This is a genomic window from Mesorhizobium sp. M8A.F.Ca.ET.181.01.1.1 (assembly GCF_004792025.1).
Lineage (GTDB): Bacteria > Pseudomonadota > Alphaproteobacteria > Rhizobiales > Rhizobiaceae > Mesorhizobium.
In genome coordinates this window covers 49,024-75,482 of sequence record NZ_SRTV01000013.1, presented here as the reverse complement: position 1 = coordinate 75,482, position 26,459 = coordinate 49,024, and the positions used below count along the sequence as shown (strand labels likewise).

At 62.0% G+C, this 26,459-nt stretch carries 17 protein-coding genes; 7 read left to right on the top strand and 10 right to left on the bottom strand.

Translation table 11 applies throughout. From position 1 onward, the window contains the following. The first annotated feature begins 697 nt into the window (after positions 1 to 697). From EN824_RS30705 to EN824_RS30690, 3 genes are all read left to right on the top strand, one after another. Positions 698 to 3,247, top strand: coding sequence for a caspase family protein (locus EN824_RS30705; RefSeq protein WP_135907044.1), 2,550 nt, complete (start codon positions 698 to 700; stop codon positions 3,245 to 3,247). Between the two features lie 543 nt (positions 3,248 to 3,790). After that, on the top strand, positions 3,791 to 4,882 hold the full coding sequence (locus EN824_RS30695; protein ID WP_135907054.1) for an OmpA family protein: 1,092 nt from the start codon (positions 3,791 to 3,793) through the stop codon (positions 4,880 to 4,882). A 7-nt stretch (positions 4,883 to 4,889) separates the two neighbouring features. After that, a complete protein-coding gene (locus tag EN824_RS30690; protein WP_245521047.1) occupies positions 4,890 to 6,134 on the top strand; it encodes a caspase domain-containing protein in 1,245 nt (414 codons plus the stop codon). A gap of 6 nt (positions 6,135 to 6,140) precedes the next feature. Here the strand turns inward: EN824_RS30690 and EN824_RS30685 are convergent, their stop codons facing one another. Then, complete coding sequence (locus EN824_RS30685; protein ID WP_189521918.1) at positions 6,141 to 6,716, bottom strand: hypothetical protein; 576 nt, start codon at positions 6,714 to 6,716, stop codon at positions 6,141 to 6,143. A 190-nt stretch (positions 6,717 to 6,906) separates the two neighbouring features. On the opposite strand from EN824_RS30685, the gene EN824_RS30680 reads away from it, so the two are divergent. Then, positions 6,907 to 7,452 (top strand): OmpA family protein, encoded by a 546-nt coding sequence (locus tag EN824_RS30680; protein ID WP_135880703.1) that lies wholly within the window; start codon positions 6,907 to 6,909, stop codon positions 7,450 to 7,452. A 10-nt stretch (positions 7,453 to 7,462) separates the two neighbouring features. Here EN824_RS30680 and EN824_RS30675 read toward each other — a convergent pair whose 3' ends face one another. The 8 genes from EN824_RS30675 to tagH all read right to left on the bottom strand — a co-directional run bounded on the left by EN824_RS30675 (position 7,463) and on the right by tagH (position 22,121). Next, positions 7,463 to 9,079 (bottom strand): caspase family protein, encoded by a 1,617-nt coding sequence (locus EN824_RS30675; protein ID WP_135907087.1) that lies wholly within the window; start codon positions 9,077 to 9,079, stop codon positions 7,463 to 7,465. A 186-nt stretch (positions 9,080 to 9,265) separates the two neighbouring features. Next, positions 9,266 to 11,689 carry a M23 family metallopeptidase gene (locus EN824_RS30670; protein ID WP_135907056.1) on the bottom strand — a complete coding sequence of 808 codons (2,424 nt, stop codon included), beginning with the start codon at positions 11,687 to 11,689 and terminating at the stop codon, positions 9,266 to 9,268. Then, the gene (locus EN824_RS30665) at positions 11,686 to 12,192 is read right to left on the bottom strand and encodes a DUF1036 domain-containing protein (protein ID WP_245511664.1); all 507 of its coding nucleotides are present in this window, start codon (positions 12,190 to 12,192) and stop codon (positions 11,686 to 11,688) included. Before EN824_RS30665 ends, EN824_RS30670 begins: the two co-directional genes overlap by 4 nt. Positions 12,193 to 12,204: 12 nt before the next feature. After that, the gene (locus EN824_RS30660; RefSeq protein WP_135917254.1) at positions 12,205 to 14,772 is read right to left on the bottom strand and encodes a serine/threonine-protein kinase; all 2,568 of its coding nucleotides are present in this window, start codon (positions 14,770 to 14,772) and stop codon (positions 12,205 to 12,207) included. A gap of 5 nt (positions 14,773 to 14,777) precedes the next feature. After that, a complete protein-coding gene (locus EN824_RS30655; RefSeq protein ID WP_135880699.1) occupies positions 14,778 to 15,551 on the bottom strand; it encodes a PP2C family serine/threonine-protein phosphatase in 774 nt (257 codons plus the stop codon). A 159-nt stretch (positions 15,552 to 15,710) separates the two neighbouring features. Next, entirely contained in the window at positions 15,711 to 19,259 is a 3,549-nt protein-coding gene (tssM, locus tag EN824_RS30650; protein WP_135917253.1) for a type VI secretion system membrane subunit TssM, read from the bottom strand. Positions 19,260 to 19,281: 22 nt separating this feature from the next. Further along, positions 19,282 to 20,769, bottom strand: coding sequence for a type VI secretion system protein TssL, long form (gene tssL, locus EN824_RS30645; RefSeq protein WP_135880697.1), 1,488 nt, complete (start codon positions 20,767 to 20,769; stop codon positions 19,282 to 19,284). Positions 20,770 to 21,068: 299 nt separating this feature from the next. Beyond that, the gene (tagH, locus tag EN824_RS30640; protein ID WP_135917252.1) at positions 21,069 to 22,121 is read right to left on the bottom strand and encodes a type VI secretion system-associated FHA domain protein TagH; all 1,053 of its coding nucleotides are present in this window, start codon (positions 22,119 to 22,121) and stop codon (positions 21,069 to 21,071) included. A gap of 249 nt (positions 22,122 to 22,370) precedes the next feature. Here tagH and tssI point away from each other — a divergent pair, with 249 nt between their 5' ends. Genes tssI through EN824_RS30625 form a run of 3 tightly spaced genes read left to right on the top strand, consistent with a single transcriptional unit; the run spans position 22,371 to position 25,473 of the window. Then, positions 22,371 to 24,695 (top strand): type VI secretion system tip protein TssI/VgrG, encoded by a 2,325-nt coding sequence (gene tssI / locus EN824_RS30635; RefSeq protein ID WP_135917251.1) that lies wholly within the window; start codon positions 22,371 to 22,373, stop codon positions 24,693 to 24,695. 11 nt (positions 24,696 to 24,706) lie between these two features. Beyond that, positions 24,707 to 25,132 carry a DUF6484 domain-containing protein gene (locus EN824_RS30630; protein ID WP_135907062.1) on the top strand — a complete coding sequence of 142 codons (426 nt, stop codon included), beginning with the start codon at positions 24,707 to 24,709 and terminating at the stop codon, positions 25,130 to 25,132. After that, a complete protein-coding gene (locus EN824_RS30625) occupies positions 25,132 to 25,473 on the top strand; it encodes a hypothetical protein (RefSeq protein WP_135880693.1) in 342 nt (113 codons plus the stop codon). The genes EN824_RS30630 and EN824_RS30625 overlap by 1 nt, the downstream gene beginning before the upstream one ends. A gap of 34 nt (positions 25,474 to 25,507) precedes the next feature. Here EN824_RS30625 and EN824_RS30620 read toward each other — a convergent pair whose 3' ends face one another. Then, a complete protein-coding gene (locus EN824_RS30620; protein WP_135917250.1) occupies positions 25,508 to 26,458 on the bottom strand; it encodes a hypothetical protein in 951 nt (316 codons plus the stop codon). Position 26,459: the final 1 nt, after the last annotated feature.

Here is a 26,459-nt window from a genome sequence, read left to right as displayed (position 1 = left end):
AACTTTTTGAGGGGCCGTGTGTCGGCTTTCAGTGCCGCAGGAAAGAAAAAACCAAGCTAGATCAAGGTCCTAGCTGGGTTGGAAACGATCGAGTGGGAGCAGGGGAAACGGCGGCGATAGGGCGGGTTCGGCACTGTAGCCTTCGCTTCTACCCATTGCATCCAGTATCAGTCGCCTCCCAAAAGATGGTGGCAAAGCTGAATGCTGAACATGTCAAGCATTGATGTAAAGCGTCCTTAGAACCGTGTCGCGCTTTGGCGTACAATGACGTGCACATAGGCGGCTGAACCAGCAGCGATGGTTTGATATTGGAATCCTGCATCACTCGCTGCCTGCCGGCATGGCTTGAAAGTTTTCCTCGACAATCTGGCGCATCCGGCACTTCGGAATGGAATTGCCGCTCGTCTTGTCTTTGGCCATCCCATGACGAGGCCTTCCGACTTCACTGCACCCCGTCTCTGGGTTCAAGCTTGGTGAATGCGTCGGATCCGGACGGCCATGCCGGTGCGGTTAGACACTCATTGCGGATGGGTCTGCTCTGAGGTACCTTGCACATTCCGAAGGTGCCTGCTGCCGCGATGGTTTTTCAGTCTTTTTCCTGTTGCTGTTTCGGCGGATTGTGAGTTCTTCATCAGACCTTGATACCGCAATCTGGGGAGCTTGTGGTCGTCAGGTCGCGGCGGTTGAGGCGGTTGCCATGCTCCGGCTGTGCGGATTAATCGCGGTTTTCCTCGTGGCCGCCTTCACGACGTTCGATGCGTCGGCCGATCGAAGGGTCGCGCTGGTGATCGGCAATTCCGAGTACCGGGAAATCCCCGCCCTCAAGAATCCCGACAAGGATGCCGAGGACGTATCCAAGACGTTTCGGCTGGCCGGCTTCGAAGTGTTCGTTGCCAAGGACCTCACAAAGCTGCAATTCGAGGAGCAGTTCCGCAACTACCTTGCTGCGGCGGACGGCGCCGATCTGTCCGTCGTCTACTATTCCGGTCATGGCTTTCAGATTGGTGGCGAGAATTTCCTGATCCCCGTCGATGCCTCGCTGAAGAATGCAGCCGACATAGAGGTCCAGGCGGTCAAGCTGGATGATGTCCTGCAGCAATTGCGCGCGAAATCGAAGATCCAGGTGATCATCCTCGACGCCTGTCGCAACAATCCGTTTCCGCGCAAGGATTATTGGCTGAGGGACCAGCTGATCACGGCCGGCAACACCGGTCTTGCACAGGTCAAAAGCTCGCTGAATACGCTGATCGCCTTTGCCACCGAGCCAGGGGCGGTCGCCTATGATGGAGGCGGAGACCTCAGCCCGTTTTCGTCCGCATTTTCGCGTCGGGCGCTGGCGCCGAACCAAGAGATACGCACGGTCATGGCCGCGGTGCGCCGGGATGTGGTCGAGGCCACCGACGGCAAGCAGGTTCCCTGGGAAAACTCCTCGCTCATCGACGAAGTTGTCCTGATGCGCCGTGCCAGCCGGCCTTCGCTGCCGCCGGTTCTTGAGAAAGTCGTGCCGTCGGGTGTCGGGCCTGTTGCCCTTGACCTGCCGGAACCGGTCGATGTCGATGGCGGATCGATCACCGTCAGCATCGAAAGGCCGCCCGTGCTCGGACGCCTGCTGCTGGACGGCAGGGCCGTCGAGGTCGGCGAAGAGATTCAGGGCGTGGACCTGCCACGCCTGAAGATGGATGTGCCCAAGGGCGCCGGTGCGCCCGAAGAGGTGGACATGCTGGCCTACGCCACGCATGACAATTGGGGTGGCGAAGCCCGGGGCATCATGGTGTTCCGTGTCAAGGATGGCCACGGCGCCCAAGGCGAACAGATTGCGGCTTCGCTCGAGACCGAGCAGAAGCAGCAGGTGCTGGAGCGGGGCATTCATATCACCGGCGCCGCCGAGGCGATCGAAAACCGCGAGATCAGCGTCCCGGTCGGAGTAGGCCCGGTTCCGCTGAATCTGGATTTCCCCACAAAGGATCCCTCCGTCAGCCTGAAACTCGCGAGCTATCCGGCAACGGGAACGCTGTCCCTGCCGGATCGTGCCCTGTCGCCGGAGTCGAGCCTGATGGCGGACGAGGTCGACCAGCTGCGCTACGAACCCCAGATCGGTGCTGCCCAGCCGGTAGAGGTCGGCTTCGAAATCCGCGCCGACAGCAGTTCATCCAAGCCCGCCACCATGAAGCTGTCGCCACGCGTCGATCCTTGCGACCAGGCCGCCGGCGAGCCTCTCGACCTGCAAGGCGTCGTCCCCGGCCTGCTTCCGAATGAAATCGGCACCGAGGCCGTGAAGGCCTGCGAGGCGGCGGTGAAAGCCTATCCCGACGTCGCCCGCTTCCGCTACGAACTGGGCCGAGCGCTGCTGGCAGCCGGCAAGGTCGAGTACGCCAAGAAAGCCGTCCAGGCGGCAGCCGACAATGGTCACGTCCGTGCCGTGTTCGAGCTTGGCTACTTCAACGCGACGGGCACGGGAATGCCTGCCGACCGCAAGCAAGCCAATGCCTTTTATGCGGCGGCGTCCGACAAGGGCGATCCTTACGGGATGACGTCATGGGGACGTGCCCTGTTCAACGGCTATGGCGTCGAGCGCGACACTGGCAAGGGGCTGGACCTTCTGCTCAAGGCGGCAGCCATGGGCCATACCTACGCGATGAATGATCTTGCCGCGATCTTCACGGAGGGCCGCAATGGCGTGCCCGCCGATCCGGCCCGCGCCGTGGCCTTCTTGAAGGCGGGCGTTGAGCGGCAGGACATGTATTCGATGAACCTGCTCGGCCGAAATTACCTCGCCGGCGTAGGTGTCGGGAAGGATCCCAGCCAGGCGCACGGGCTCTTCCAGAAGGCCATGGATCTCGGCCAGCCTTACGCTCCGGCTAGCCTCGCGCGCATGTACCGGGACGGTGTCGGCGTCGGGCAGAACCTCGATGAAGCGCAGAGACTGTTCGAACTGGCCACGGCCCGCGGCGATCAGTCCGGCGCCTATGACCGGGCGGCTCTCGAAATGCAGAAGGGCGACAAGGCCGACCAGGCGATAGCGGTGCGCTACCTGGCCTTCGCGGTGGCACTCGATCTTCGCAAGGAATTGCCGGGCGCCCAGGCGACGCTGACAAAATTCGGCGTGAAGGCGAAAACGGCGGCGCTGAAGCAATTGCACGGCGAACTCAAGTCGAAGATCGCGGCGAACGGCTCGCTGGACGACCAACTGGTCAAGACGGCCAGAGCGGTCTGGGAGCAAGCCAATCCGCGTCGGGACTTGTTTTGATCACAAGGAGGCAATGGTGGGCACGGCAGTGAAGCAGGCATTGATTGCAACGGTTCTATCCGGTGCCCTGGCGGCGCTAGCGGGCTGCATGTCCGTTTCGCCCACGGCCGAACCAACGGTGACGACGACGAAGCACAGACAGAAGCTCGTTCGCACGACGTCCACGCCAAAGATCGACCAGCAGAAGAAGGTCACCGCCAAAAAGGTGATCAAGCCGGTTGAGGAAACGGCACCTGTCCCCCCGCCAGTCACTCCGTCCATGGGTGGAGGCGGGAACGGAGGTAGTGGAGGCGGCGGTTGGGGAGGTTGATCAAACCTCAAGAATGCCGGACGTAGCTACGACCATGTCCTGGTCGTGGCGGCACTGACTCCCGGATCGTTTCACACCGGCTTAGGCTTAGTTCAGGAATGGGGCAGCATCAGTTCTTCGCCGATTATCCTGCATTCTTAGGATTTGCAGCCGTACTCGCCAACCAACCGCGAGTGCTCTATGCTCCCCGCTTGATGTCGGGTCGATACGGTGGTCCTGGGCAGGGGCGTTCCATGTTCGAAGTCGTCGCATTCTGGTGGAAGACAACGTCGAAAGGCCTTGCTGCAGCAAGGGCTCTTGGCCTCACGTTGTTGCTGTTGCTCGGGTCGCAAGCCGCCAGCGCCGCGCCGAACTGGACGCTCGATCCCGCAGCTTCGGTGATCACCTACCAGTCGGTCAAGAAGAACACGATCGTCGAGACCAACAAGATCAGGAACATCACCGGCACGCTGAGCGCGGCGGGTGATGCCAAGGTCACATTCGACCTCAACTCGGTCGATACCGGCGTCGACCTGCGCAATGTTCGCATGCGCTTCCTGTTCTTCGAGACATTCAAGTACCCGACGGCCGAGCTGACGGCGAAGGTGGATCCCGCCGCATTCGCCGATCTCGCGACAAAGCGCAGGGTGAAGGCAACCTTGCCTTTCCGTCTCAATCTGCACGGCGTCGACAAGGACCTCGAGGCCAGCGTCGTCGTCACTATGATCAGCGACACCATGGTGTCGGTTGCTTCGGAGGCTCCGGTCGCTGTCCATGTCGAGGATTTCGGCCTGTTGCCGAACGTTGACAAGCTGCAACAGGCAGCCAATGTCACCAACATCGTGCCGACCGCGTCGGTATCGTTCGATTTCGTCTTCACCGCTGACGGCAGCAAGCCGGCCGCCGCTCCGACCGCCGCGGCGAATTCAGCCGAGGTTGGCCCCGTTGCCACCGATGCCGCCAAGGCGAACTTCAGCGACGAGGAATGCCTGAACCGGTTCGCCGTGCTGTCGCGCACCGGCGCCATCTACTTCCGGCCGGCCAGCGCGCGGCTCGATGCGAAGAGCCGGCCGTTGCTTGAAGAGGTCGAAGGTGTCGTCGGCAAATGCCCGAGCCTCAAGGTCGAGGTCTCCGGTTACACCGATTCCGACGGCTCGCCGGAGGCGAACAAGCAATTGTCCGAACGGCGGGCCCAGGCGGTCGCCGATGCCATTGTTGCCGCGGGGATTGCGCGCACGCAGATCACGGCGACCGGGTATGGCGAGGAGCGGCCGGTTGCCGCCAACGATACGCCAAAGAACAAGGCGCTCAACCGGCGGATCGAGTTTTCCGCGACCAAGCTCTGAGGGTGCGGTGAGGTCCGGTCTGATCGCCCGTTGCGGCCGCTTCTTTCGCGCCGCCGGTCTCGTGGTACTCGCCTTGCTGTTGACTATGACGGCCGCCAGCGCCGAGCGCCGCGTCGCCCTTGTCCTCGGCAACGCCCAGTATCAGCACGCGGCACCCCTCGCCAATCCGGTGCGCGACGCCCAGGCCATGGCCGAACGCTTGAAGAAGCTCGACTTCGAGGTGGTTTCGGGCTTCGACCTGACCAAGCCGCAGACGCAGGCGACGATCGCCCAGTTCGCAAAACAGGTGCGCGGTGCCGATATCGCGCTGTTCTTCTACGCCGGCCACGGCTTGCAGGTTTCGGGCAAGAACTACCTGCTTCCGGTCGACGCCGCGCTGGAGGACGAGACTTCCCTCGACTTCGAGGCCGTGTCGTTTGATTTTGTTTTGCGCCAGATGTCACGCGAGACCAGCATCAGGCTGGTGTTCCTCGACGCTTGCCGCGACAATCCCCTCGCCGAAGTGCTGGCCAAGACTGCGGGCGTCCACGGTGCGATGAGCGGCCTGGCCGAGATCCCGATCGAGAACGGTGGCGCCGGCACGCTTGTCGCTTTCGCCGCCAGTCCCAATCAGGTCGCCTATGACGGGTCGGGCGAACATTCGCCGTTCACTGCGGCGCTGCTTCAGCACATCGGCGAAGCCAACGTCTCCATCACCGAGGCGATGAACCGGGTGACCGGTGATGTCTTCAAGGCAACCGCCGGCAAGCAGCGCCCCTGGCTCAACGTTTCGCTGACAACGGAGGTCGTCCTGCACAAGGTCGATCTCAATGCGCCATTGATCGTGGGCGAGGCGAGCACACCTCAAGCCGAAGGCGGCTCCGACGCGCGCAACACCAGCCCGGCTAGTCCGTCAGGCCCGAGCAACGACCAGCTTGCGCTCGATGTGCTGCGCCAGAAAATCCCCAAACTGGCGTCGGATGCCCCGATCCTTTTCAATCATCCGGTCGACTTCGGCGATGCGGCGATCGACGGCAAGAGCATCGCCGAACTGATCAAGGGCAAGCCCCTGTTCAGCCCGGTGGAGGGGTTGGACAAGTCGGTCTGGGAAGGCAAGCACTGCGACGGCTGCCATGAATGGAACGAGGCCCGGCTGTGCGATCAGGCGAAGAATTTCGCCGCCAATGATGTCTCTGTCTTGCGCCTGCAACATCCGCTGGGAACACGCTTCAAGGTGGCGCTGGCCAAATGGGCGCAAGGCGGCTGCAAGTAAGCGGCTCTAATAGGCATCAGCCGATTGGCGCGCCTCGATCTCCGCCATCTGGATGCCCATTTCGACAAATGCGGAAAGAACCGCAAACCGGTCCGCGAGAGCGACACGCGCCAGGCCGGCCAGAATCCCGGCATTGACGGCGTGGGCAGCAGGTAATGGCGGCAAGGCCGGTGTTGTCGTCGCGTCCATGGCCGAACCATTGTTCCGCCATCCAGCAGCCAGCGCAATCCAGCCGACTGGCGTTGTTGCTGGTGTCGTCGCGGCCGTGCGGACGGCTGCCTGATGGCGGGGATTGTCCGGTTCAGCCACCCAGTCGCGAACATGCGCAAGCAATTCCTGATCGGTTCCATCGAACAGCTCGGTCAGATGGCTCAGGCATTCATGCGCCCACCAGACCGCGGCCCGCTCGGCAAGCAGGTAGGCACAGAATGTGATCGCTTCCTCGGGAACGCGCCCGGCGAGCAGGTGGCGGCAAAACGCGATCGAGTTTTGGTCGGTTGGAAGGGTTCTCATGTCCTCGGCAATAGCCGGACAAGCCGTGAAAAGATCTCGTGCCGTCTTGAATCGGAGCCCATTGGCCATGACCGCCACGCTTTCATCGAGAAGCCTTGGTCACTCAAGCCTCAGGCGCGGCGCGGGTCAAGTCTCGACCAATGATCCGGTAACAGCCAACGGCACTATCGTGCCGCCGGCGTTTATCGACAGACAATTGCACTGGAATTTGGTATGATCGCCATCATCGAAATCGGATGCTCAGATAGGAGTAACCGTTATGCAGTGGGGCAGTTCAACTTTTGTCTTGGCGGTCGTGGTGTTTTTCTCGACCCACGCTTTCGCCGATCCTGTTCAGAAATCAGAAGACATTGTCAAGTTCTTTGCCGGCGCGGCCGATCTCGGCAAGTCGCGGGGAATTTGCGTCGGCACCGAGGAGGAGTGCAAGAGCAAGACCAAGACCAAGGCAAAAGAAGCGCCGGGAGAGAAATCGAGTCTCGATATGCTGATCAATTTCGGCCTAGATTCGGCCGCACTCGACACCACTGCGCGCTCTGAACTCGACGAGTTCGCCAAGGCGCTGAAGGACAGCCGGCTGAGCACGTTCAGCTTCGTCGTCGAAGGCTACACCGACGCCACTGGCACTGTGCATTACAATGAGGGCCTGTCGCAACGACGAGCGAAATCGGTGGCAGCCTTCCTGACGGCCAGTGGTGTCGATCCCGCCCGCATCGACGCCATCGGCATGGGCGAAAAGAATCCACGCAGCCCCAACCCGTATGATCCGGTCAACCGTCGCGTGGAAATGCGGATTAAGGCGCAGTAACGCGCGGCGGTCAGTGTTTGAGCACGCTGCCCACGGCCACACCAGCGCCGAAAATCAGTGCCCTGGCGAGAAAATTGTCCCGCGGCCGAGCAGGTTCATCCCGCCGCACCATGATCTCGCGGTCGCGCCACTTCTGAGCGACCTGCCGTTGTTTGCGGGGTCCTTGTGCCACCGGCTTCATCGCGCGGGCTTTCTGCACGACGGGCTTCCTCGGCTGTGCCGTACGGGCTTGATCGGCGTCATATCCGGCGCGCACGGCTGCCATCACGGGATCTGACTGGATCACCAGGAACGCCAGTTGCTCGCGCGTCAGATAGGTAGTTTGTGGCAGTCCGTTATCGGCTTGCCAGATGCCGATCGCCTCACGGGTCTGAGAGCCCAGGGTTCCGTCGATCAGCCCAAGCTCGTTGCCTAACGCTTCAAGCCGCAACTGCAGGTCGATGCGGCTCTGGCGGTCGAGGCCCATCGCACTTTCCGTCAACTCGGTGCCCGGCTTCTGCTTCATCTCGTCCGGAACGCTGACAGAGGTGCGCACGGCGGAGCCGGGACCGGCGTTCGCCTGGTTCGTATCGAGTGCCGCGACCTGCCGGTTTTGAGCGTTCGGGCCGTCCAATTCGTCGATGTTCAGCCGCGCTACGGTGGCGAAACGACCGTTCGGAAACTGGTCGAGATAGGCCTGGTAGAACGGACCAGAATTGTGCTTCGAGGCCTCATCCCAAAGACGTTGCTCGACTTCCCAGGAAAGAGAACCATTGGCGACAGGGGCAGGGGCGGATGTCGCGGATGCGTCGGCTACCGGATTTACGGCCGGCGGCGCCGCAGCGGCGACGGGTTTACCCAGGAAAACCTCGCGTCCCAGCGATGCGTTATGCCACGGCCGCTGGCGACCTTGCGTGGTTTCGGTCACCTCGCCGCGCACGCGCGTCAGCGCGCTCTGGATTTCGACGCCGGGCTCGGTCAGATGCCTGGCGAGCGCGGTGGAGTAAGGACTGTCGACCCCGTCGCCGTCGAAGGCGATGGCGCCCGGATCCGTTGCATAGGCAATAAGCAGGCCACCAGTATCGACGACGTCCGATCTTGCTTCGACCGGCGCCAGGCCGGTGCCCAACGAGGTGGATCGGCTTTTCGGCAGCGAGGCCGCCAGCGTCCTTGCCAGCGGATTGTCGCGGCAAGCGTCGAGGATGATGACGCCGATCGCCGGGTCGGGCGGAAGCGCGGCCATGAAGTCGTCGATCTGAATGGTGCGCGTCTTGAGATAGGCTGGCGATGTCAAATCGGCGTCGACCGGTATCAGGTAGTTCTTGCCGTCGACCTGCATGCCGTGACCGGCATAGAAAATGACCGCCAGGTCGGCGTCGTAGGCTTGCTCGGTGAACCGGCTGATGAGGCTGTGCATGCCTGCATTGTCCTGATCGACCCCTTCGATCACCTCGAAGCCGGCATCGCGCAGTGTCGATGCGATGAGGCGGGCATCGTTGGCGGGGTTGGGCAAGGTAACCGCATGGACATAGTTGGTGTTGCCGATCACCAGCGCGACGCGCTTGGCGTCAGGCACGGCTGCCTCGGCGCCGAAGGCGGCAACGAAAGCCAGGATAATCCCGCTCAGAAAGACTGTGATCGTTTTCATGGACCAGCCCTCTACCCACTGGGGGCACTGTTGATGTCTGCGGATGCCAGATTTCGTCGGCGACTGGGTCGCTTGTGCCAAAAATGGATCCTTGGACATATGTGATGCTGAGCCCAACTTTGGTTCACAGAGGCCCGAGAGATAGTGACACCAATGGCCTGAGGGGCTGATGCCGCACGGGCCGGGTCAAAGCGTATTCTGGATCGAGCTGATGAGGGCGGTGACGGCCTGCTTGTATTTTTCGAACTCCGGCGATGTCTGGCGGATCTCCGTAGTCGTCGACGGCGGGTTGGCGTCGGTGGCCACACGGCTCAGCTTCTGGCCCATCTTCCTTTCGGCCCAGTCCACCACATAGCTGGCTGTCTTGCCCGTGAGAAACGGGTTGGCCTGGATGACGGCGGACCCCAGCACGGCGCTCAATTGTGCCGAAGCTGGCGCCGACAGCACCTGATGCGCGCCTTCCATTCCCAGGAAATGACAGAGGTAGAGCCGGCCGGCCGTGATCTGGTGACCGCGCGCCCGAAGATACGCTTCGCCCTCGCGCGCCAGATTGCGAACCATCTCGCGCGAGATCGTGGCGTCGTAGCGCAGGGCGAGCAGGTCGGCGGTCGACAGCGAGCGCGCGAGGTCCGGACGGTAGGTATTCATCATCCGAATCCAGGTCTTCGTTATGAACTGGCCGGCGCCGGTCGCCGAGGAATTCGGGTTCTTGGCGCGGGCGCTGCCGCCACTCTCGACATGAACGATCCGCTCGGTCAGCGTTTCGACGGCGACATCGCCGGAATTGCCAGAATTGCCGGAATTGCCAGTCTCATAGGTGGCGACCGTGGTGGCAGTCCCTAGCGGATCGATCGCCTCGCCGTTCTGGTAGAGCTCGAAATGCAGATGCGGGCCGGTCGAGAGCCCGGTAGTGCCGATATAGCCAATGACGTCGCCGGCCTTCACCTTGGTACCGACTCCGCTCGCAATGGCGAATTTTTGCATATGCGCATAGCGCGTCTCGCGCCCGTTCGCATGCGAGATCTTCACCAGATTGCCATAGCTGCCGCCATCGCCCTGGAAGCTGATCTCGCCGTCGAAGGCCGCCATGATCGGCGTGCCGACAGGGGCTGCCCAATCCACGCCCTTGTGGATACGAACGACGCCGAGGATCGGGTGCTTGCGCGGGCCGAAGGTGGATGTCATGACCCCGTTCACCGGCGTGACCATGCCGTTGGCGACAGTTAGCGAACGCACCTCGTCATTGCCGGTGACGCAGGAGTACTGGCCGTCGCTCTGCTGGAAGACGAAACAGTCGATGGTCTTCTCACCGCCCTGGACGCCGACATAAAGCACCCGCCCGGACGTCTCATCCTTGCCACGCGGCGTCTGCGAGTAGATCAGCACTAGGCGCTGGTCCTCGCTGGTGAAGGCGTCGAGATCCTGTCCTCGCGACAGGTACATGATCGCCTCGCCGATGACGCCGGTCGGGACCTTGTTGCGCGCAGCCGTCGAATAGATCGCATCGAGCAGGCGGTATTGACGCTTGGGCCCGCCTTGATCTGCACCGGAGTAGTTGAACAGATCCTCTTGCACCCAGGGATCGACACCCGACACGAAGGCGCCAGGGGCATTGCGCGTCAACGTGCCGACAAAGACATTCTTGGCGTAGATCGAGACCTGCATGAGCGACATCGTCGTCGTTTCGCGGTTCGGCCGGAATCCGCGCATGGCGACGACATAACCCGCTTCCAGGCCGTCCCGGTTGAAGAGCGCCTTCAAGGCTTCGCCCGCCAGCTTGGCATCGTCGGCGGAGAAATGCGCATCGAGCGCAACGCTGTCCAGGCTGCGGTCGTTGAGGATCTTCACGAAGGTGTCTTCGGTCGCCTCGAAGCGCTGGTACTCGTTGGTCGCGGTTGCGACGGTCGTATTGTTCTCGATCTGGGTCTTCTTGAAGGCGGGCAGCGCTGCCTCGCCCTGATCGATGGTCTCTCCCCAGCCGGCCTCCGCGTCGCCGGCATCCGCCTTGGGCGCCGAACCGGCCGGGGCCTCGCTCGCATCGGGTGCAGCCAGCTCATTATCCAGGTCCCCCTGCTGGTCGTTCGGTGCCACCGGCGGGGCAGGCGGAGCGGCCTGCTCGGTGGGTGCGGCGGCCGGCGATGTCGGAGCGGTCCGCCGCTGTGCCTGGAAGAAGGCGAAGTCCTCCTGCGTCGACGGGATCGTCGTCATGAACTTTTCGCTGGCACTCAGCATGACGTCGGAGAGGATCTCGATCTGCGGTGAGGCGCCGGAACTGTCGAGTTCGGACGGGCGCGCTACCGCATGGCCCTTGCTTGCCGTGTCGGCGTCGGGCGCAAGCGTGATCCACATCGGATCTCCGGCCAGTTCGATAATGGCAGGCACATAGACGGATGCATCTGCCGGCACATCGTCCGTGCCTTCGACCGCGTGCAGCTCCTCGTCTTCGTCGCCGAACGACCAATAGTCCGCTGTGAGGTAGAAACCGGTGGCGATCGATAGCAGGACAACCACGGCGAAACCGGCAATGAGCCGGCGCCAGAGCGTGCGCCTGCGCAGCGCGGCGCGCGCCAGTTTTTTCTCCCTGAAGCTGGTGTCGATACTGTGCGTCACGGATTGCTTCCGGTCAGGAAGAAGGTCCACCGCACCTGTTCAAGCGTATCGACTTCGAGAAACTGCGCTGCGATATGGCCGCGCTGCCAGCACTCGTCGATGCCGCGGATCGAAAAACGCCGCCGCTCGATGCACATCTCGGTCGACCCGGTCAGGATCGCATGGCCAAAGACATCAGTCGCGTAGATGTAGATGTAGCGGTTCGTCAGTTCCTCGCGGATGACGTTCACGCATTGATTTGCGCCGATGGTCCACCAGCCGTCAGTCTGGTCCGCATTGTCGACCTTCTGGCCGACCGCGAGATTGACGACGTCGAGTGTCTGATTGCAGACCGTGAATTCGGCCCGCGCTTCGCCGGGCGCCAGCACGGCCAGCAATGCCGCCCCTGCCATGACCGCAAGCTTCATGCGGCCCGTCAGGGCAACCAGGGCTCGAGCCGGCTCACGCTGCCCCAAGGGCAGGTCGGCGGACGAGTTGGGGAAACGCGAGCGGCAGCGTTCCATCGGGCGCCCATGCTATCCGCCGAGCCGGAAATACTTGGCAGTGGCTGAAAATTGCGATCCGTCGGTCTCGATCTCTTCGAGAATCTTGGGCAGCAGCACCGAGGCCGGCGTCGGCGTCGCGAAGGCTGCCGCCTGAATATCCTGCGGACCCGTGATCACCATTATGATCTGCGGCACGGCCTTCCCGGCGGCCTTGTCGGCGGCGCCGAGGCCAATCGGGATGCTGAAGGTGGCCTTGTCGGATTGTGCGACGATGCGGTCGTCGAGATTGAACATCATGCCCTTGTGATCGATCAGCAGGACACTGGAGATGAGCCCGCCGTGCGTCACCAGCGTGCCGCTGATCGGCGTACCATCAGGCACCGATGTCCGGTCGAGAACAAGCTGCGGCTTGTCGGCCGTGGTCTGCCCGAGAAAGCGCAGAAAGTTGGTGACTTCGCATTGGCTCGGCTCGATGAGGCGGACGCTGATGTCCGGCTCTACGTGGAATTTTGCCTGGAAATCGCCAAGCATCCGTTCGAATGGCTGGACCGCCGTGCCAAAGCCTTCGATCGCGGCGGCCTTGTCGGTCGACGACGTCATGGTGGCATAGAAACAGTCGCCGCCGCCGAAGTCGCGAACCCAGGAGACACGTTGCGCGCTATCGTCGACGACCGGGGGGATCGCCGGTTTGGGTACGTTCAACGCGACGACTGGTAGGTCCGGCTGTTTGGCCGGCGGTGGCGAGGCGTTTTGGCCCTCGGCGTTCGCGGTATCCGTCTGGCTTACGCTTGGTTTGGGTGCTGGCACGGTCACCTTGGGTGCTTCCGGCTGGCTGATCTGTGGTTCGGGCTTTGGGGTCTCCACAACCTTTGGCTTGGCCGATGGCGGCGTTGCCACCTTCTCGGCTGGCGGGGCTGGAACTGCCGGTGCGGCTGGAGCTGTCGTCTCAGGCGCTGGAACTGCCGTCTGACTGTTGCTGACCATCGTATTCTGCTGGGGTGTCGGCGATGCCTTTGCGGACGGTTGCTGCGCATCCGTTGCCAATGGCGTTGGGGGTTCCATGGCTTGCGGGAGAGCAATAGGCTTCGCCGGCTCTGCCGTCTGCACGGCCTTGGCATCTGCCTGGTTTCCAGCCGGCGGTGCGCTCGCCTCTGTTTGCGGTTGGACTGCCATTGCCGGCGGCTTCGGGGCTTTAGCCTGCGAGGGGATTTCGGCGGGCTTGGCCGGCAGCGGCTGTTGGGTTGCCACGGCATCTGGCTGTTTTTCAGTAGGCTGGACGCTGGCTCCCGGCTCCGCGGCCGGACCTGTCATTGCCGGCTCGGGGGCGCTCGCGACCTTGTCCGTCGGCGCCGGCTTCGATGGTTCGGGCGAAAGCGATGTCTTGCCGGCAGTCGGCGTCACAGGTGTCATGAAGCCGCTCAGGTAAAGGCCGGCGACCGAGACGACAGCCAGCGTCGCAAGAGCAGCGATCGCGATGGTTCGGGTCTTCGCGGGTTTCCCGGGGACATTGCTCGCGGCCGTGCGCGGCGGGCTGGCGGCCGGCGAAGGCAACGGTTTGGACAGATGCGCTGGCCGGACATGCGGAACGAAGCCCTGCTCGCCCGGGCCCGTCGCCGCCGGCACGTTGTGCCCCGCGACATTGGATGGCTGGGGCTTGGGATCAGGAGCAAGGGTTTGCTCGGCTGGTGGCAAAGCCGGCCGGTCGCGGGGTGTCCTGGATGGGGGCGGTGTTGTCGCTTCGTCTTCGCCGCGCGTCATCCTGGCGATGTCAGCCATGCTGACCGGCCGGTCTTGCGGATCCGGTTGCACCATGGCTTCGACAATGTCACGAAAATCGTCGTCGATGTCAGAGAGATCAGGCACGGTTCGGCGCTTTTCGATGATCTCGTACTGCGATCCGCTCATGTCGATCGGCTTGCCGCGCAGGGCGGCGGCCAGCACCAGCCCAAGGCTGTAGATGTCGGACTGCTCGCTGACGTCGCCGCTGTACAGCCCGAGCTGTTCGGGTGAAACGTAGTTGTATTTTCCCGCGAACTTTCCGCCGATCAGCGTTTCCCCGCCCACCGTCGCTGATCGCGCGATGCCGAAATCGATGATCTTTGCGCGGTCGACCCGGCCCCCCGGCAGGATGATGTTGTCGGGCGACAGGTCGCGATGGATTGCTCCGGCTTGATGCACGGCGGCTAGGCCGGATGCGAGGCGATGGCAGAGCTTGCGCACCTCTTCCGTCGGCATCGGCCCCCTTCGCATTATGTCGAACAGCGACTCGCCGTCGACGAATTCCATGGCGAGGTAGGGCCGGCCGATTCCGGGATCGATGGTGAAGACGTGGTATCGCACGACCGCGTCATGCGACAAATGGTTGAGGATCGAGGCCTCCTTGCGGAACAAGGACAGGATCGTCTGGTCACGGGCAAACTCGGGCAGCACTATCTTGATCGCGACGTGGTCGCCGGTCTGGATGTTGTGGCCGCGATAGACCTCGCCCATGCCGCCAAATGCGATCCGCTCGTCAAGTTCGTAGATGCCGCTGAGCTGCGTGCCGACCGCGGTGTTGGCCACCTGCGGCGATATTCGCGTCTTGTCATCGGCGCTCATCGGCCTCAGCCCTCCGCTCTGGACAGATCAGGGTGGAGCGATTGTCCATTGCGCCCGGTTCCGATCTTCACCAGTACAATGGTCACATTGTCCGTTCCGCCCCGCGTCAGCACCGTTTGCAAGAGATTTTCGCAGGCCGCCTGAGGCGTTGCCGACACCACCGCGGCCTCGATCTCCGCATCTGTGACATGTGCCGTCAGCCCATCGGTGGCCAGCACGAAAATGTCCCCCGGCATCAGTTCGCCCTGCTGGAAATCGATGACGAAGTCGTCGCTGACGCCGACCGCATGCGTGATGACATTGCGGCGCGGCCAGGTCAGCGCCTCGGCCGCGCTGATCATGCCTCGATCCAATAGTTCCTGCACTTCGGTGTGGTCTTTCGAAATCTGCGAGATCGCGGCGTTGCGGATCAGATAGACCCGGCTGTCGCCAGCCCACAGGCAGGCAAACCGTCCGTCCATCGCCAACAGGGCGGCGACCGTGGAGCCGATGGTGATGCCGCGCGATTCCGATATGCCGCGGATCTCGGCATTGGCCCGGCTCAGTCTGTCCTCGAAGCGCGCCCGCAGGTCCGGAGCGGAGCTTGCGATGCCGATCGTGGCCAGGTGGTCGACAATGCTGGCCGAGGCGACTTCTCCGGCCTCATGCCCGCCCATTCCGTCGGCCACCACCCAAAGCCCGGTTCGTGGCTCGAGCAGGTAGTTGTCCTCATTGTGCTCGCGGACACAGCCTTTGTGGCTCACGCCGAAACTGTCAAAGGGAAGGGCGACATCGCTCACCTTGCCACCAAACGCTTCTCACGCGTCCTCTGCGGCCCAATCCCGGGCGCTCGCTCACGGCAGTCTGCCACAGGCTCGACCATTAAAGTATCGAAATTAAGGTCCGGGCGCCTGAGCCTCCCGAAGGGTGCTACCGCATTGAAAAGTTCGAAGCCCATCTCAAAACGCCTTCGGACAGCTGAATCCGGAAAGTGCCGGAAGCAGGAACGGGTTGGGGCCGGAGCCGGTCTGGATCGTATAGCTGACGTCGCGCCCGCCGATCACGAAGCGCGCTTGGACATTATTGTCGGTGCCGGTGATGGACGCCTTGTCCATGAGCCGCTTCAGCGCCCACGGCCCTTCGAACTTGATGGTGGATTCGCGGCCTGGCATCTCCGGCGTCAGCCTCAGGCTGGCGGAACCGGAAGCCGCGCCGCTGGGCCAGGTCACGATGCTCGGCGCGTTGCCCACCTGGTTGCTCTGGACGGTCTGGCCATCGACATCGAGCACCGCGGCATCAGCATCGCCATGCAGTGAGAACGGCGTGAAGGTGATGCTGATCGAGGGCGTCGAACCGCCTTGGGGAAAGAAGGCGCTGCGGATTTCGGCCGCCTGCTGGAAGATTTTCAGCGTCGATTTCGACAGGTCGCGCCCGAAGCGCACATCCTGTTTCCAGCTCCAGTCCTGGCCACTCATGTCGATCAGCGATGCGAGATTCTGCGCGAAGAACCGGTCCAGAAGCCCGCCCGGTGCGAACAGTTTCGCGAAATCCGCCATCGCCACATCCTCGGTGCCATCGCCGGCGAAAGGATAACGGCCGTTGACAGCCGCCTCGCAAGGAGCCGTGACCGCCCGGTCGAGCAGCTGGTTCAAATTCGCCACCGAAGTCTCGGCGACGTTGCCTTCGAATTCGTCCGCCGTCGCATTGACCATTCTGGCGAGTGGCTTGGGCAGGCGCGAGGAATTGGCACGAAGGGTGGCTATCTGCAGCTGCAGATTGGCGTTGACGCGATCCGTCTGCGACGGCACGTCGGTCGCCAGTTGCAGGCTCTTGTAGATGTCGCGGAAGTTCTGGGTCAAGGCATCGATCGGTCGGCGCCCGGCAGGACCGCTCACCAAGGCCTGGAACGATTGGAACTGCGCTTCAATGTTGCCCCCGGGGCTCTGGTTTTGCGCCGCCGCAGATCCCGTGCCGGCACGGCTTTGCGATTTTCCGGTAGCTATTTGTATGCCGATCCGAGCCAGACCCCTGGCCATCGACGGGCCTTGAACCGTGCCGGCTTCAACCCCGGTGGCTGGCTCCTTGCCAGAAGCAGCGCCCCGCGTAAGGGCAGTTTCGGCGGCGATCGCTGTAAACAGCTGTTCGATCGGCGAGGTTGGCGATGCGACGGCGGAAAGCGCGATATAGTGCGGCTTGTCCTTCAGCATCGCTTTGAATTTCAACCCATCGAGAACGCTGTTCCACGCGGTTGCGAACTCCTTGCCATAGCGATCGAGGAGCTGGGGGCCGAGCTTCAGCAACTCCTGATCGATGCCGCCCTGTTCGCCGCCGCCGCCAAGCACCCACTGGTCGTCGACGAGCATCTGCGCAATGCGCGAGAGCTGTCCGAGATAAAAACGGTTGAAGCCGGCATAGGTATAGAGGCCGGGAACACGAAGGCCTGACAGGTCGCCGCCATCGACACGCTCGAATACCAGCGGCGTTTCCGGTCCGCCCTTCGCTGAAACGGAGAAATCATCCAGCGCCGCCGCGTATACGGCAGACCTGATCAGCGCGGAGGCACGGTCGGCAAGGCTCATCCGCCCAAGCGAGCGTTGAGCCGCCTCGACGAGTGGTTGGTTGAGTTGGAAAACCGGATCATAGGCGTCGTCCAGCGCAAGCATGGCGCGCAAGTGCTTTTCAAGTTGCTCGCGTCCTGCGCGGTTGTTTTCGCCTGGATACCGGTTCTGCTCCCAATCCTGCTTCATCCAGGAGACGATCAACGCGTCGTCGACCTTCGGCGCCTTGCCGCCCAGCATCAGATAGATTTTCAACGGCTCGTAGAGCGCGGCGGGATCGGCCATCTTGGCCTGGATCGTCCGCTCCGCCTGGATCAGCAGACGCGATCGGAACATTCGTTCCAGCGCTTGCCGGTAAGCCGTCCTGGATGCCGAAAGCAGTCTTTCCCGTTGGCTGAGGCCGAACGTTTCCTCGATCGGTGTCGGCACGTCGCCGGTTTCGAACCCGGCCGGCAGATCGCGCAACTGGTCGAGTGGGCCAATGACGTTTTCGAGGTCGACATCGTTGACCTCGGTGCTCTTGAGCAGCGCGTCCGCCGTTGTGCGATACTGGCCCATGGCCTGCTTGGTGGAGGCGATCAGCGACCCGTTGGCGATGAAGCTTAGGGCCAGGATGCCGAGGGCCACCGCGGCGATCAACGCGATAGCGCCAAGCCCGGCAAATCTGGCGATCGCCGCCCGCCTTGCCGCCGATTTGTCGTACGAGACCCATCCGGATTCGGCAAAAATGACGCCTGTCAGCAGATCATGCAAAAAGAAGCTCTTGCCGCTTCCGGAAAGATGGGCGCTGGAATTGTTGCCGAAGTTGCGGCTGATCGCGCCCAGCACCTGATCGATGGGCGTTCCCTCCTGCGTGCCTGACGAAAAATAGAGTCCCCGCAGGCTGGCATTCACCTGGCTGCGGCCCGGATCGAGCAGGCCGGCGATAAAACTCGCAATTCGGCCCTTCAGCGCACCGAACTGTGCCGGAAAGCCAAAGACGGATATGCGCGCGACCGGGTCAGCCTCTTCTTGAAGTCGGTCGGGCATCTCCTCGACCAGGCGTCTCGCCAGCGCATCGAATTCGGCCGGGGCCTCCGCGGCCATGTTCTTCGTGCGATCGCTGGTCTGGAATGTCGCGCCCCAGACCTTGCGCCGGCGCGTCTCGTCGAAACCGCCGAAATAGTCCATGAACCCGACAACAAGATCGGCCTTGGTGAAAACCAGATACACCGGAAACTGGATTTTCAGCGTCTCGTGGATTTCGCGCAGACGGCTGCGTATCTCGACGACGTGAGCGTCAAGCTGCCGGTCGTCGAGGCCGATGAGATCGGCAAGGCTGATCGCCAGGATGACGCCGTTTATCGGTTGCCGTGTGCGGCATTTCTTGAGCAGCGACAGGAAGGCGAGCCAGCTCTTGCTGTCGCTCTGGGCATTGGACTCCTGCGTCGTGTAGCGTCCGGCGGTGTCGATCAGCACGGCCTGGTCGGTGAACCACCAGTCGCAGGCGCGCGTGCCGCCAACGCCGGCGACCGGCTGGGCATCACCCGAAACGGCCAGCGGGAAATTCAGGCCGGAATTGACCAATGCCGTTGTCTTGCCTGCGCCGGGCGGGCCGATGATGATGTACCAGGGGACCTCATAGAGGAAATTGCGCTTGCCGCTCGACCGTTTAAGCGCGGCGATCGCCTCGTTCATGCGCGCCTCGAGTACTTGCGAGTCGTCATCCCTGCCGTCGTTGCGGGCAACGGCGATCTCCAGCGCCTTTTGCGCCTTGCGCATCCGCCAGAAACGCAATCCATAGAAGAGCGCCACGGCCGCCACGATCACACCGATGATTGCCGCGCGCAACCAGACAGGTCCGAGGGGGCGGCTATCGGCGAAGCGGATCAAAGGTCCCGCAAACCACACCGCCGCCGCAAATCCGGCCAGCGCGATCATGCTGAATATCCACAGCAGCCAACGCTTCATCGGCGCTTCCAAACGGCCGTGCTCACAATGTTTCCTCCTTGGCGATCATCACATCGACACGGCGGTTAGCGGCGCGGCCTTCCGGCGTTGCATTGTCGGCGATCGGCTCGTCCTCGCCCTTGCCGTCGACGGTCAGTCGCGAGGGATCGCTGAACTTCGGCGCCATCATCGTTTCGACAGCCTTCGCCCGAGCCACGGAAAGGTCGAAGTTGGACTTGAACGGGCTCGATTTTCGCGGCTTCACATTGTCGGTGTGGCCGACGATCCTGATCGGTCCGCGCTCGGGTTCCAGGGCGGCAGCGATATCAGCGGCTATGGGCTGGAACTCTGGTTTCGCATCGGCCTTGCCGGACTGGAACAACAGGAGATTGTTAATTTCCACCACGATGAAGTCGCCCTTGGTGTCCACGGTCAGCCCGCCGGCTCCGACTTCCTTGGCCAGCGCCGAGCGGATGCGATCGATCTGCGTGGTTGTGGCAGGAGGCGGGGTGACTTTCGCCGGCTCGGCTAACGGCGCCACGCTGGCCCGTTCGATGGCGATCGGCGTCGATGGGTTGAGCGCCAGCAATTCATCCGCGGCGGCGTCGCCTTCATTGGTGATGAAGACCCGCAACGCGAAGAATGCGGCAGTCAGCAGCGCTGATGCCGCTGCCGCAACGACCCAGAGCGGCAGGCGCGTCGACGACTGCGTCACCGTCGCCGACAGGCCCCGCCAATGGGGCGAGATGTCTTCGTCCGCGCGGGGCTTGAAATAGCGAAGCGTTTCGAAGACGTCGCGCCGAACACGTTCGAGATTGGTGTCCTCGCGTGTCAGACCGCGATACTGGCCCTCAAACCCCAGCGACAGGCAGACATGCATCAGTTCGAGCAGATCGTAATGTGCCTCCGGGCTGGCTAGGACTTTGTTCAGCGCTTCGAAGAAGCCCGTGCCGTTGGGCTCGACGTGGAAGAACTGCGTCAGCATACTGTGCTGCACCCAGGCGTCTTTTCGTGGCCAAGGCAGGTTGCCGATGAGGTCGTCGGCTGTTTCGCACAGGACAAATTTCGCGATCCGCGCATCCTCTTCCGCGACCCCGGATTTCTCCATCGTTCGGTCGAACTTGTCTATCGCTTCGGCGACATGCTCCGCCAATGGCTCCGCTTGTCTCTCGACCGGGACAAGCCTGAGCTGGCCCAACAGCATCAGCAACGGTGCGGCCGCGGCAAGGATCGGGTTTGCCGCGGAATATCTGACACTTTCGGTGATATTGAGTAGGGTCTCCTGCCGCAGGGCCGGCGCCGGCGCCGCCGCAAGAGGAGTTCCCTGATACATCACGGTCCCGGATGTCCAGCCCGGCGGTGTCTGCCGGCCGACGCCGGGATCGAACACTGTCGAGTCCCTGATCTGCGAGGGTTGGCCGCCATCCGCGACAGGCTCCTGGGGGACCGGCGCCGGCTTTCGCTCGCGTCGTGGCGTGGCGCGAATGACGGTCTTGCCGGCCGGGCCGAAAGGATCGTCTTTCGAGCTCATGGCCAATCGTCCGTCCGCGCCTGACGCCCGCGCTCTTGCCGGCCAGGCGCAAAGCTTCTCGCGGTCAGGCAAAGCAAAGGCAGGCCCTGCAGGGCAGGGCTCTGTCTTAAGGAAAGTTGGCTATATTTTGCTATCCCGCCGTAAGATGACATTGTCGCAGACACCCAGGTCGACCAGCCTTACCCGTTTGGCGAATTGTCGTAAGCGATCGTAATCTCGGAAACTCTCGATTGGAACCGGATGCCACGCACCGAAGAGTTGTCTTCGTTGGCTGCAGCGCCACGGCTCCCCTGAAACGCCTATTTCTGCTTGTCGGCTTTTGCATAGGCTTCGCTGAAATAGGCCAGGAATATGTCCAGCATGCCGTTCTCGTGTGCTTCCTCCATGGTTCGCCAGGTCGTGACAAAAGCGTCCCATGCCTGGCTCTTCTTCGACGAGAACGATGTCGGCGGAAGCTTTCGTCCGATCGCTTCCGGAGACAGGTCGTCAAGCAGCCGCGACAGCGCGGCCTGCATGGCGGCATAGGTGGCGAATTCGTGGGTCTTGAGATCGCGGAATGCATCTTCGATGCTGCGCCTGGCATCGAGATAGCCGGCCCGGCGCCGTGCGAACATGATTTCGAGGATGTCGTCGGTTCCCGGAACGAACTTCAGGGGGTTGTTGTCGGCGGCACTGATCATCGTTCGCTGTGTGCTCTTGGCCAGCATCTTCGCCGCCGCGCGTGCCTTCAGCAGCAATGTCAGTTCCTCGACCACCGTTCGCAGCACCGCACCGATTTCGGCGGCAACTTCATGCGGGTCGCGCGATTGCAGCAATTCCGGCGAAATGCCGGCTCCGATGGCGATTTCCCTCAGCACTTCATCCCTGGTCGAGGGCAGGGGCGGTTGCGACGGGAACGTCGACGCCGCAACGCGCTGCCCGGACTGTTGCTCCGAGGGATCGAAAAACGGCCCATCTCCGAATTCCAGCGAGCGGCCTGCAGCGACCGGCATTTCGCGCTGCGTCGAACCGTGGCTGGGGTGACCGGTCGCAGCGCGCTCCTCATCGATCGACACAAAGACGACATAGCGGCCGATGAGCATCCGGTCGCCATTGGCCAGCCGCTGCGGGCTGGTCATGCGCTGGTTTGATCCGTTGATGTAGGTTCCGTTGCGCGAGACGTCGTGCAGCCAGAACGCGCCTCCCTCGTAGCGGACCTCGCAATGCCGGCCGGAGATGAACTTGTCGGGGTCCGACAAGGTCCAGTCGCAAGCATCGCGTCCGATCTCGAAGCTGCGATCCCGCGCCGCGTAGCCGGCCGAGATGCCCGCAGGCAAGGCGTCGACATTGTTGATTTGCAGACTGATGTACATCCAGGATCGCCGCCGAACACTGACCGATACTCCACATTCTAGCAGTTTGCACATACAACAGGACAGCAGCGTTTCGAGGCGATGCATCGACAGGTTAAGGTTTTCCGCCGTGCGTCCTCTTTGGTCGGCAGGACAACATGTGGTAGGCTCAACACGGCCTGGTGCGGCGGGCTCTCAAAAGTTCCTGGGCAGATGACGGGAGCTTCAAATCCACCGCGCCGGCGGCCGCGTCCAGGAGGGGCTCGACCCATGCCGAACGAACGTGCCACGGTTGTGCAGACGCCGGTCGGCGCCGAACTGACCTTCACGCATCTTGTCGGCCGCGACGAGATTAGCCGTTGCTTTGCCTATACGGTTGGCTTCGTCAGTCCCAGCTCCGAGATCGATCCGCTGAAGATGCTGGGAGGCATGGTTTCGGTCGAAGGGGAATCCGATCCGGAACGCTGGTTCTGCGGCCTGGTGTCCGAGTTTCGCCTGACTCGCATCGAGGACCGGCTGGCCTACTATGAAGCGGTCGTCAGGCCGTGGCTCTGGTTCCTCGGCAACGTCACCGATTGCCGGATCTTTCAGAACATGACCGCTGTCGAGATCGTTGAAAAGATCTTCTCGAAATACGGCACGGCGAAATTCGAGAAGCGGCTGCAAGCGTCGTACCCCTCGCGCGAATACTGCGTGCAGTACGACGAGAGCGACCTGGATTTCGTGCAGCGCCTGCTCGAACACGAAGGCATCTTCTATTTCTTCGAGCATGACGAGGGCAAGCACACGCTCGTACTGTGCGATGCGATGAGCAAGCTGAAGCCGGCGCCGGGCTACGAGAAGATACCTTATAACTTTGAGGGACAGGGCTCGCGGCGCGACGTCGAATACATCACCGAATGGATTCCGGGCAGTTCGGTGCGGCCGGGGGCTTATGCCCATACCGACTATGATTTCCAGAAGCCTGGCGCCGATCTGATGGCGAAGTCCGCCCAGCCGTTCAGCCACAAGGAAGCCTCCGGCGAGAACTATCGCCAGCCTGGGGCGCATCTCGATGTCGGGCGCGGCGACACCCTGGCCGGCATCCGGCGCGAGGAACTCCAGGCCGTGCACCAGCGCATCACCGCGGTCGGAACCGTGCGCGGCCTCCATTCCGGCTGTACGTTCAAGCTGGAAAGCTTTCCGCGCGATGACCAGAACCAGGAGTATCTGGTTGTCAGCGCCGAATACAGGTTGTTCGATCCGGGCTACAGGACCCAGAACGAAGCCCACAGTGAGAATTACAAGATCGTGCTGGGTGTCGCGCCGACTGCCTTGCCGTATCGCGCGCCGCGGATCACGGCGCGGCCGATCATGCGCGGACCGCAGACGGCGACGGTGGTCGGCCCTTCAGGCGAGGAGATATTCACCGACAAATATGCCCGGGTGAAGGTGCAGTTCCACTGGGACCGCCTGGGCAAGAAGAACGAAAACAGTTCCTGCTTCGTGCGTGTCTCGCAGACCTGGGCCGGCAGCGGCTGGGGCTTCATCCAGATACCGCGCATCGGCCAGGAGGTGATCGTCGACTTCCTCGAAGGCGACCCTGACCTGCCGATCATCACCGGCAGGGTCTACAATGCCTCGCAGATGCCGCCCTACGGCTTGCCGGGCAATGCAACGCAGTCGGGGTGGAAATCCAACTCCTCGAAAGGCGGCGGTGGTTACAACGAGCTGATGTTCGAGGACAAGGCCGGCTCCGAACTGGTCAATTTCCAGGCGCAGAAAGACCACAACCTTCTGATCAAGCATGACCGCACCAAGCTGGTCCAGCACGACCAGTCGGACCGCATCGACCACGACGCCAAGCATTCTGTCGGCCACAACCTCGACGAGGATGTCGGCAACAACAAGACGGTCAAGGTCGGCGTCGACCAGACCACGAATATCGGCTCGAACGACACCGAGACGGTGGGCAAGAACCGCTCGCTGACAGTGGGTGCAAACGAGACGATAGGCATCGGTTCGAACTCTTCGGAGACGATCGGCTCCAACCACTCGCAGACGGTGGGGATTGTCCAGACGGTCACTGTTGGCGCTGCTCGCATCGACACGGTCGGGGCGTCTGAGACACGAAGCGTTGGCGGGCCGCAAGAGAATACAATCGGTTCGACACGGTCGGTCACGGTCGGCGCGGCGCAGAGCCATACGATCGGGGCCAGCGACAGCTGGAACATATCCGCCAGCCAGAGCATCGAGATCGGCGCGGACCAGGGCATAAAAATTGGCGGCGCCCAGATGGCCGAGATCACCAAAACCCGCAAGACAGAGATAGGCGTCGACGACAGCACACAGGTAGCGGGCGCACATGAGCTGAAGGTCGGAAAAAAGAGCCTGGTCCAGATCGCCGACGACTCGGCCTTCAACGTAGGCAAGAATTATACGCTCGAGGCGAAGGACTCGATCACGCTGAAGTGCGGAAGTGCGGAGATCATCATGAAGAAGGATGGGACGATCAACATCAAAGGCAAGGATATTTCCATTGATGCTTCCGGAAAGATCAGCGGCAAGGCATCCGGCGATATCCAATTCAAGGGCAGCAAGATCCACCAGAATTAGAGGGACGAAGCATGGCTGAAGTTCGTGATCGCATCGATGGTGTCGTAATCGGCATTTTCCTGGGATTTGACGACACATCGCCGCTGGTCGTCTTTCCTGGAAACCCTGTCGAGACAGCGATCGCCGCGCGAAGCCTGATCAAACTCGATGCCAGCATGATCGGCGCTGAAGTTGCGCTGCTCTTTCGGGAGGGTGATCCCTTGCAGCCGCTGATCGTGGGTAAACTCGTGGAGCCTTCGCGTCGGGCTCACGCGCAGCAGATCGTGCGTGACGGTGAATTGGTCCACATTGTCGGCAATGAGCGCATCGAACTGCGTTGCGGCAAGTCCGTAATCATCATGGAGAAGGATGGCCACATCACCATCCGGGGAACCTATGTCACCAGCCACGCCAGTGCGGCCAATCGAATCCGCGGCGGCTCCGTGAACCTGAACTGATGCCGGTGCCAATCCTCTACGAAATCGTGCGCCAGCATGTGGAACAGGCAGCCTTCCTGTGGACGGTATACCATTACCATTTGCTGCATCCTGATGAAAACCCGGACATGGATGATGAGCGCCTTGCGAGGTTGATAGAGCGCCTTGAAGCTTTTCTCGATGGAGCCAGGGTCGCGGGTGAGGCCGGCCGAAAGATTGCGCAACAGCGCTTCGAAGAGTTCCCGGAAGCGGGAGAACTGTTCGTGGTTCAGATGCTCTCCGCCCAAAAGCCGATCCGCATCATCGACCTTGATCTTGCCAAGGTGCAGCGCTTTATAGAAGTCAATTTGGGAAAGGCCTGAGGTGACCCTCGACAGGGTAACGTTCCGAGGCAGACTATTCCGATCTTTCGAGAAGTTCGGGAGGCACAGGCATGAGAGTCCAGCCCATGCCGTCGTGACGAGCCAAGCCTTCACGATCGAAATACCAGATGATGCCTTGCTTGACCTCGATGTTCTTCGGGCTGCGATACTCGGCGGGCAGGGGTAGGGTGTCCAACAGGGTCAGCTTGGTGTCGAATATGAAGATTGCTGTCTTACCCAACACATAGAGTTTCGAGCTGTCGAGGCGGATACGGAGGAACTTCTCGCGCAAACCTTCGACGGAGGCGTCCTCCATCGTGCCAGGTCCTGTTCCCGTAACAATGGTACCGCCGCCGCCCACGGCAACGAGACGCGATGCGTCCACAAAGACAAGATCATACAAGGACTGATTGTTTGGGAGTTCTGCCTGGCCCCATTCCCCATCGTTGTAGAAGTAGAGGCAACCTCGTGCGGCATGCTTGGGGCGGCTGTGGGTGTATCCGCAGACCGCCAGTTTGTTCGGGCTGATCGCGGCGATGCCCTCCAGGAAATTGTTTGCCATTCCATCGACGTCACGCTCGCAAATCCGGACCCATTCATCCTTCCTGGGTCTGAAATAGACTTGGGAACCGTCGCCGCAAACATAGAGGATGCCCGCCTTCTGGGTGATGCCAAGCGTCGAACCAAGATCCTCGGCATCCTCGCTGAGGACGCCGGCACCGGGGATCTTTTCGTAGTCCACGTCCTCGGTCAGAAAGTAGAGGTCGCCCTCGTTGGTTAGAGCGACGAACACATTCTCGTTGTCGCTCTCGAATGGGTAGGCGCAAACGGAAACGACTGTTCGAGGGATGTCGACATCCGCGACCTGTTGCTCCGTCGTGTCCTGAAACATGAGGAAGCGCGAATACGGATCCTCGTCGTCGAGTTCGGTTGGGACCGCGGCGATAAGATCTGGAGCAATGTAGCCCGACGCTCGTATCTTCATC

Coding starts and splice junctions, on each gene's coding strand:
- EN824_RS30705 (WP_135907044.1), top strand. CDS start 698: ATGCTCCGGCTGTGCGGATTAATCGCGGTTTTCCTCGTGGCCGCCTTC.
- EN824_RS30695 (WP_135907054.1), top strand. CDS start 3,791: ATGTTCGAAGTCGTCGCATTCTGGTGGAAGACAACGTCGAAAGGCCTT.
- EN824_RS30685 (WP_189521918.1), bottom strand. CDS start 6,716: ATGGCCAATGGGCTCCGATTCAAGACGGCACGAGATCTTTTCACGGCT.
- EN824_RS30680 (WP_135880703.1), top strand. CDS start 6,907: ATGCAGTGGGGCAGTTCAACTTTTGTCTTGGCGGTCGTGGTGTTTTTC.
- EN824_RS30675 (WP_135907087.1), bottom strand. CDS start 9,079: ATGAAAACGATCACAGTCTTTCTGAGCGGGATTATCCTGGCTTTCGTT.
- EN824_RS30665 (WP_245511664.1), bottom strand. CDS start 12,192: ATGGAACGCTGCCGCTCGCGTTTCCCCAACTCGTCCGCCGACCTGCCC.
- EN824_RS30660 (WP_135917254.1), bottom strand. CDS start 14,772: ATGAGCGCCGATGACAAGACGCGAATATCGCCGCAGGTGGCCAACACC.
- tssM (WP_135917253.1), bottom strand. CDS start 19,259: ATGAAGCGTTGGCTGCTGTGGATATTCAGCATGATCGCGCTGGCCGGA.
- tssL (WP_135880697.1), bottom strand. CDS start 20,769: ATGAGCTCGAAAGACGATCCTTTCGGCCCGGCCGGCAAGACCGTCATT.
- tagH (WP_135917252.1), bottom strand. CDS start 22,121: ATGTACATCAGTCTGCAAATCAACAATGTCGACGCCTTGCCTGCGGGC.
- tssI (WP_135917251.1), top strand. CDS start 22,371: ATGCCGAACGAACGTGCCACGGTTGTGCAGACGCCGGTCGGCGCCGAA.
- EN824_RS30630 (WP_135907062.1), top strand. CDS start 24,707: ATGGCTGAAGTTCGTGATCGCATCGATGGTGTCGTAATCGGCATTTTC.
- EN824_RS30625 (WP_135880693.1), top strand. CDS start 25,132: ATGCCGGTGCCAATCCTCTACGAAATCGTGCGCCAGCATGTGGAACAG.
- EN824_RS30620 (WP_135917250.1), bottom strand. CDS start 26,458: ATGAAGATACGAGCGTCGGGCTACATTGCTCCAGATCTTATCGCCGCG.